The organism is Mesorhizobium sp. M7A.F.Ca.US.005.03.2.1 (assembly GCF_003997795.1).
In the GTDB taxonomy this organism is placed as follows: domain Bacteria; phylum Pseudomonadota; class Alphaproteobacteria; order Rhizobiales; family Rhizobiaceae; genus Mesorhizobium; species Mesorhizobium ciceri.
Window position 1 is genome coordinate 1 of record NZ_RZRP01000305.1, and the last position, 6,727, is coordinate 6,727.

Below are 6,727 nucleotides of genomic sequence, written 5' to 3' on the forward strand. Positions count from 1 at the left end.
TTGACCTTGATCGGCTGGGCATCCCCGACCATCGACGATGCCAGGCTGCTGCACATTTTCGGCAAATGGGAGCCGACATCGATCTCGTCGATACCCGCCGAGGTATGGAGATGACGCTGCACTTCAGCCACCGACAGCACCCGCTGATGGGCATCCCTCAGGTGCTGGCGGCTCTCCTCCGAGGAGACCGAGCGCGCCTTCAGCAGCAGGATGCTGGCGATGATCTGCAGGCTGTTGGCAACCCGGTGCTCCATCTCGCGCAGCAGCACATCCTTTTGACGCAGCAGGTCCTCGGTGCGGCCGAAAAGCTCTTCCTTCTCCCGCTCGATGACGCGGCGCGCCGTTATGTCGTTGAAGGCGAGCAGGATGGTGACGGCCGAACTGTGGTCGTAGAGCACCTTGCGCGCGTTGAGCAGCATCGTGCGCTGGCCGATATTGGGGAAATCACACTCGACCTCGAAGCCGTCCATCGCGGTCTTCTCAGGGATGATGGTCTCCAGGAGCAGGCGCAGTGCCGGGATGTCCCATTGGCCGTCGCCGAGCGCATAGAGCAGGGCGCCGTTTGTCTCTTCGGGGTCGACCTTGAAAGTCTGATAGAAGGAGCGGCTGGCCGCCAGCACATGAAACTGCTCATCGAGCACGAGGAAGGGCTCGGCAATCGTGTTGACGATCGCCTGCGCCAGCGTCTGCGCGTCTTCGATATTGGCGATAGGATGGAACAAGGCTTGTGGCCGATCTGGAGGCGCTCTGCCTCCGCTCGGAAACATCGCTATACTATTGCCGGACCTATGTCGCGAAATGAATCGAGCTGACGCATCACCACAAATTGCCCGTCCGGCTTTCCTGTTGGGGCTGGCAAGCGCGTCGTCGGGCTGCCCATGCGCGAAGATGCAACAGTTGCACGCCAGCTAAATATCCTTGATCATGGCAGTGGCAGTGTGGAGGCATCAAGTGGCGGCCAATCGTCGAACCGGCACGCAGCCGTCGGAACCCGGGCTAGCTGGCATACTTTCCGCTGCTAACGTCCACCCGCGCATGGCATTGCCCACCGTCGCTACCATCGTGACGGCGGTGGCTGCGCTATATTTCGGGCGCGAGGTTTTTCTGCCGATCGCCATCGCGCTGCTGCTGACCTTCGCGCTCGCCCCTGTGGTTTCCGTCCTGAAGCGAGCCGGCATTCCCCGCCTTCCCGCCGTCATCGTCAGTGTGCTCGGTGCATTCGCGGCACTTGCCTTGTTCTCCTTTGTTGTCGCCACGCAGGTCAGCGAACTGGCGCAGAATATTTCGCTCTATCAGGCAAACATCCTGACCAAGGTCAGGTCCCTCAAGGAAACCGGCGTCGGCGGAGGGATCGTTGCCAGACTGAGCGGGGTGATCGAGCGCGTCGGCCAGGAGATTGACAGGCAGGAGCCGTCACAGGCCGCCGCGGACAAGCCACGGCGCGAGCCGGTGCCAGTGGAGGTCGTCGCGCGCGAAAAGCCGCTCCAGGTTCTGCAGAATCTGGTCGGCCCGCTGATCAGTCCGCTGGCGTCGGCAGGGTTGATCGTCATCGTCGTCATCTTCATGTTGCTGGAGCGCGAGGACCTGCGCGATCGTTTCATCCGGCTTGTCGGCTATGGCGATCTTCACCGAACCACCGAGGCGCTCCAGGAGGCCGGCAAGCGGGTCGGCCGGTATCTGCTTATGCAGATGGTCGTGAACATCGTCTACGCCATACCGATCACGGTCGGACTGTGGGTTCTGGGCATACCCAATGCACTGCTATGGGGATTGCTGGCGCTGGCACTGCGCTTTGTTCCCTATATCGGCCCGGTCATTGGCGCGCTGCTGCCGTTGTTCCTGGCGCTGGCCGTCGCGCCTGGCTGGTCGCTGGTGCTGTGGACTGCGGGGCTCTTCGTAGCGATGGAGATGATCACAGGCAACGTCATCGAGCCCTGGCTCTACGGCTCGCGGACTGGGCTCTCGCCATTGGCCATCATTGTCGCGGCGATCTTCTGGACCTGGCTCTGGGGGCCATTGGGTCTGGTTTTGTCGACGCCGCTCACGGTCTGCCTCGTCGTACTCGGCAGGCACGTGCCGCAGTTCGAATTCCTCGACGTGCTGTTTGGCAATGAGCCGGTGCTCGAGCCTCATGCCCGGCTCTACCAGCGGCTGCTGGCCAGCGATCCTGAGGAAGCCACCGACCATGCCGAGGAAATTCTGGAGGAAAAATATCTGGTCGAATTCTACGACAAGGTCGCCATTCCGGCGCTTCTGCTCGGCGAGCAGGACCGCATCCGTGGCGTAATGGGCGACCAGCAGCGGCGGCAAGTGGCGGCCAGCGCCCAGATGCTCGTGGCCAATCTCGCCGACAGCGCCCAGGAGGAGGCGGCTGAGGACGATGAGCCGGCCGCGACCGGGGATGCCGGCGCGGATGCGGCAAAAGAGGCGGAGGGAGAGGGTGAGACCGATCCCCAACTGCCCGATGGCACCGACATGTCGGTTCTTTGTGCCGGCGGGCGTGGCGAACTCGACGATGCCGCCGCCGCCATGCTGGCGCAGGTGCTCGAAGTCCAGAGCGCCACTGTGTCGAGGGCGAGCTTCGCCGATATGGAACCGGCGAGCATTCGTCGCCTCGAACTCGACGCTGTCGACACCGTCGTGGTCGGCTTCCTGAACCGGGATTCCGTCAAGCACGCCCGCTTTCTGGTTCGCCGATTGAAGCGCGCCAAGGTCGCTCTGCGGGTGGGCATCATATTCTGGTCGGAGGCCGGCAACGACGACAAGGAGGCGGCCGCCAAGCTGGCCAATGACATCAATGCAGACTTCGTGGCGCATAGCATGGTCGACGCAGTGCGTGGCGCCCTGTCCAGGGGGCCGCCGGTCGCGCTCAAGCTCGCAGCCAAGCGTCGCTTGGGCCGGCGGCCGCCCGTCGCGAAGAAAGCGCCGCTTGCGGTTGCAAGCTGAGGCCGCCAGCGCCCCTTACGTCCAGAAATGGCACACCGTATGGAAGAACAACGGCGCGGCGAAGACCAGGCTATCGGCACGGTCCCTCATGCGGCCACGGCCTTCGATCAGGTGGCCTCAGTCCTTGACGCCCTGATCGTCTTCGAAGCGGCTGGCGTCACCTTCCGCTAGAAGGATTGTCGCCGCGACGGCACCGACCGCCAGCAGGTCATGACGCTCGCCACAGACGAGTTCATCCGCCGGTTCCTGCTCCATGTCTGCCGCGCGAGTTCCATCGCATCCGCCACTATGGCTTGCTCGCAGGCGGCTCTCGCGAGACTGCCTCGCGCTAGCCCGCCACCTGCTCGCGGCTGCGCCTCCGTCACGAACGATCCGCCGGCGGAACCGGACGCCTTCCGCCCGCAGTCCCCGTGCTGCGGCGGGCGTATGATCTAATAGAGGTGTTCGACCGGTGCCGGCAACCGCGCGGACCGCCAAGCCAAACAGCGACAAACCGGGAGAACGACTCATGACCCGGCATGGCCCCGCTTCCTCGTACGACGGCGCCCTGCCGGCGCGGGTCAACGGGAAGGTATGCGCGCCTCCTATGGCGCCGGTCGTCAGGCACGTGAAGCCCGTCGCAATCACCGCAAGAAGCTCTCCGACCTCGCCCAGAAGCCGCATGCTCGACCAGCCATCAGTGCCCCTGCGGGTGTCCGCGATAGACGCCGGCACACCCCGAAACAAAAATCCCCATAGCTCACCGCGCCCGGACCCCGGGTTCCGGCATGAGAGGCTTCGTGCACCCGACGGCACCCGAAACCCTTCAGCATGCCAGTCGTTAAGCAGCTGACCGTCCCCGTGCCGCCGGATCATCCCTTCCACATCATCGATCGGAGAACAGCCTGCACATGCTCGGCGAGATCGAGTTCGCCGCGCGCCTCGATCTCTAAAATATATTGGGCCTTGGCCAGGCGATCCCCTTCCCGAACCGCAGCATAGCTGCAGATGGCGAGCAGCGCCCTCTCCTCCTCCCGGCTGGCTCTAGCGGGGTCGCTTTTGCCACCGGCTATTCCGTGCAAGGCTTCGCCGAAGGACAAGTATGCTGCCTTGTGAACTTCAATCAGCATTCGCATATTGTCGGACGGTTCTGGGTCTTGGCCCGGCGGCTCCATGCCGACTGCAGTTGCCGCAACCGTCGAGGTGACGACTGCACTGCTGGATTGGAAGAGCCAAGCGCGACGGTTGATCCTGGACGTGGCGAACTCTCCATTGCTTGGGGGCACTCGAAACGGTGACGTAACATCATCAGACCGTAACACGCCGGTTTGCGCATTTGTGTCAGGATGAAAGGTCCCCTGTCAGCCGACAGCGACTGCGGCTGAGGATGCGCAGCGCCCGCCATCTCGGACAGATGCCGCGCCCTACAAGCCGGGAAGAAGCTTGGATCGGGCCAGGCTAGTCGCGGCAGAGGCGCTTCCATTGAGGCCGTGAAACCTATGCTTCCAAGCGCGGCGGGGAGTCCCAGCGACAAGCCTGCGTTCGGCCGCCACCCTACGGCCGGCGCTGGCTATGTCGGCTGTTGCCGAGCCGCAACGACGGCCACTTAGGCAGCCGTGCCGACCAGCGATGGCGAGTCACCGCAAGCCAGCGCGACGAGATTCTGACGTTGAAGATCCCTCGGCTCGGGCGACAAGATCGATGGCGAAATTCGCACGTTGTAATCGGGACGAAGGACCGATGGGACTACGCGGTCATTGCCTCAGGCGGATTTTTCATCGCTGGAAAAGACAGCATCGTCGTCCCGCTTCGGTATCTGCAAGTCGATGAGGAGCGAAACAGCTTTTACCTGCGCATCTCTAGTGCCGATGTGAACGCCGTTCCGTTGATGCCCGACCAGGAATATCTGTGGCTCGCCGATGAAGCATGGCGGGCGAAGAACGAAAGGATCTTCCAGAAGTTGATCCCTGACTCGGTTCGATAAGTAGCGGTCGCAATTTGATGATCATGCTGTCGATTGTCCTATTGCTTTGGGTCCCACGGCGGTCGCGTCGAACGACAGACGCGCTTTGGCTTTCGTTGGGATAGAGGATCGGCTATGGAACCAGTTGCTGGTTGCAGACATGGAATCGCGCAGCCAAAACGAGGGCCCGGAGGATCACCATGCATCTGACGAACGAGAGCATCATAGTCATATTGGTGGTCGGCCTTATTGCCGGATGGTTGGCCGGAAAGATCGTGCGGGGCTCTGGCTTTGGTCTAATCGGGGACATCGCAATCGGAATCATCGGCGCGTTCATCGGGGAATGGCTGCTGCCCCGCCTAGGCGTCCATCTCGGGAGCGGAACGATAAGCTTGATCGTTAATGCCACCCTCGGGGCGATTGTTCTTCTCCTAATCATCCGGTTGGTTTCTGGCGGCGGTCGTCTCGGGGGCGGATGGAGGGGCCGATCCGGTCGGTGGCGCTAGCCCGGGGTTCGAGGCCATATCGTCTCAAAGGACGGCCGCAATCTGATTGCACGGCTTCAGATGAAGCTGCATTTAGCGGCGGGTCAATGCGACGCTCAACGTTCCACGGATCCAACGAATGGGCGGCCGACACAAGCGCGCTGCGATGTCCATGCTTGATTACCTCCGGACGCCCAAGCTCCGCGCGCACTACGCAGCCAGCGGGTAAATTCCGGGAACGTTCAAATCCCGCTTCAACCACCAGCGCCGGCCACCATTTTGATTAGAGCCGGCGCCTTGGCTGGTAACGGTCTCGCGATTCGGCGAGCTTTACCGAATCGCGAGATTGTCCTGGTTAGTTGGCGCTGGCGATGGGCGCCACAAGCGGCGTGATGCGGCGAATAGCGACGCGGCGGTTCTGTCTTTCGGGCCCTGTCGTGTTCACCTTAAGATAGCGCTCGCCGTAGCCTTGGGTCGTCAGGTTCTCTGGCGCGATGCCAAAGGCGTTGGTGAGGGCCTCGGCAACTGCCTCGGCTCGCTGGTCGGACAACGCCAGGTTCGCATTGTCGCTACCGACAGCATCGGTGTGGCCTTCGATCAAGAAGGTTTCCGCCGGGTTCTTCTTCAGCAGGCGCTCCATTGCGTCCGCAACCCCTTGCAGCTTTTTGACTTCGCTGTCCGAGATCGCGGCCGAACCGGACTCGAAATTCAACGTGTCGAGATCAACGCGCCGGGCGATATCGCGCACACGCGCCGAGCGCTTGACCTCGTCGACCGAGTAGAGGCGCTGGACTTTTTCCACCGGCGGTTGCTCGAGGAAGGTGTAGTAGTCGTCGGAATCCTCTACCAAATCCGACTCCAGGATGTATTGCTTGCGCGGGATGGTGAGCCGCATCGGTGGCAAGTCATCTCCAGGGTCGCGCCAATCCTGCACGTCCTGGTAATACCTCTCGTCGACGTAGCTCAACACATACTCGCGGCCGTCGGGGGTGATGCGGGAGCGCTGGATGACGTCTCCATTGCGGTTGCGGATGGTGACGATTTGGTTGCCATTGTCGCGAACGATCGTCTCGCGTGTGCGGCCGCCCGGCAGATCCTCATAATACACGTCCTTGGCACCACGGTTCATGCGCGGTGCTTCGTTGCTCTCGACTATCGTCTGGTTGTTGAACTGGATGATGACCCGGCCGCCAATTTCCGTGAGGACATCGGCGCCTTTCGGACGTTCCGGCGCTTGGGTATCAGGCGCCTTTTCACGGCGGGTACCCTTTTCGTTCGTCACCGGAACGATCTTCTCCGGCTTGATCTCCTGCTGCGCTGACTTGTCGTCTGCAGGGGGTGGTCCGGCCTCTGC

6 protein-coding genes and 1 pseudogene are annotated in these 6,727 nt (G+C 62.3%); 3 read left to right on the forward strand and 4 right to left on the reverse strand.

Annotation, left to right across the window (positions count from 1 at the left end; genetic code table 11):
• Positions 1–722 (reverse strand): histidine kinase dimerization/phosphoacceptor domain -containing protein (locus tag EN991_RS17975; RefSeq protein WP_127369238.1); only part of this gene is annotated, 722 nt, incomplete at its 3' end.
• A 229-nt stretch (positions 723–951) separates the two neighbouring features.
• Between EN991_RS17975 and EN991_RS17980 the strand changes: the two genes are divergently transcribed.
• A complete protein-coding gene (locus EN991_RS17980) occupies positions 952–2,946 on the forward strand; it encodes an AI-2E family transporter (RefSeq protein ID WP_164753945.1) in 1,995 nt (664 codons plus the stop codon).
• Between the two features lie 15 nt (positions 2,947–2,961).
• Here the strand turns inward: EN991_RS17980 and EN991_RS17985 are convergent.
• Positions 2,962–3,102 (reverse strand): annotated as a pseudogene (locus EN991_RS17985) (phosphatidate cytidylyltransferase); the annotation flags it as partial.
• 695 nt (positions 3,103–3,797) lie between these two features.
• Positions 3,798–4,055: a hypothetical protein gene (locus tag EN991_RS40955; protein WP_245460994.1), complete on the reverse strand. Its 258-nt coding sequence runs from the start codon at positions 4,053–4,055 to the stop codon at positions 3,798–3,800.
• Positions 4,056–4,507: 452 nt separating this feature from the next.
• Between EN991_RS40955 and EN991_RS18000 the strand changes: the two genes are divergently transcribed.
• Together EN991_RS18000 and EN991_RS18005 are read left to right on the forward strand one after the other, a co-directional pair.
• Positions 4,508–4,909 (forward strand): hypothetical protein, encoded by a 402-nt coding sequence (locus tag EN991_RS18000; RefSeq protein WP_245460995.1) that lies wholly within the window; start codon positions 4,508–4,510, stop codon positions 4,907–4,909.
• Between the two features lie 179 nt (positions 4,910–5,088).
• On the forward strand, positions 5,089–5,394 hold the full coding sequence (locus tag EN991_RS18005) for a GlsB/YeaQ/YmgE family stress response membrane protein (RefSeq protein ID WP_127369240.1): 306 nt from the start codon (positions 5,089–5,091) through the stop codon (positions 5,392–5,394).
• A gap of 334 nt (positions 5,395–5,728) precedes the next feature.
• Here the strand turns inward: EN991_RS18005 and EN991_RS18010 are convergent.
• Positions 5,729–6,727, reverse strand: a 999-nt coding sequence (locus EN991_RS18010) for an OmpA family protein (protein ID WP_164769161.1), incomplete at its 5' end; no start/stop codon positions are given.